At 66.0% G+C, this 614-nt stretch carries 1 protein-coding gene; it reads left to right on the forward strand.

The features are described from left to right. Positions 1-614, forward strand: a 614-nt coding sequence (locus ACJ8PN_RS25600; RefSeq protein ID WP_442535380.1) for an MBL fold metallo-hydrolase, incomplete at both ends; no start/stop codon positions are given.

Below are 614 nucleotides of genomic sequence, written 5' to 3' on the forward strand. Positions count from 1 at the left end.
CCCGACGTGCTGCGCGGCACCGGCATCGGCGCGATCGTGCTGACCGACAGCCAGATCGATCACTGCGCGGGCTTGCTCAATTTGCGTGAGGGCTGCCCGCACCACGTCTGGTGCACCCCTGAAGTGCATGACGATCTCAGCACCGGTTTCCCGGTGTTTCCCATGCTCTCTCACTGGAACGGCGGGTTGATTCATCACCCGGTGACGCCCGGCGAACCGTTCCGCACGGCGGTCTGTCCAAGCGTGCGCTTTACCGCCATTCCGCTGCTCAGCAACGCGCCGCCCTATTCGCCGTACCGCGATCGCCCGCTGCCGGGCCATAACGTGGCGCTGTTTATCGAAGATACCGCGCGCGGAGCCGGTCTGCTGTACGCACCGGGCCTGGGTGAGCCGGACGAGACCTTGATGCCCTGGCTGCGCCGGGCGGATTGCCTGCTGATCGACGGCACGCTGTGGCGCGACAATGAGCTGGCCAACGCCGGCGTGGGGCGCAATACCGGCAAGGACATGGGGCACCTGGCGCTGGCGGAAGAGCACGGGCTGGCGGCCCTGCTCAGCGCCTTGCCCGCCAAACGCAAGATCCTGATCCACATTAACAATACCAACCCGATCCT

Source organism: Serratia sp. CY76391, assembly GCF_052166695.1.
GTDB lineage: Bacteria > Pseudomonadota > Gammaproteobacteria > Enterobacterales > Enterobacteriaceae > Serratia > Serratia nematodiphila.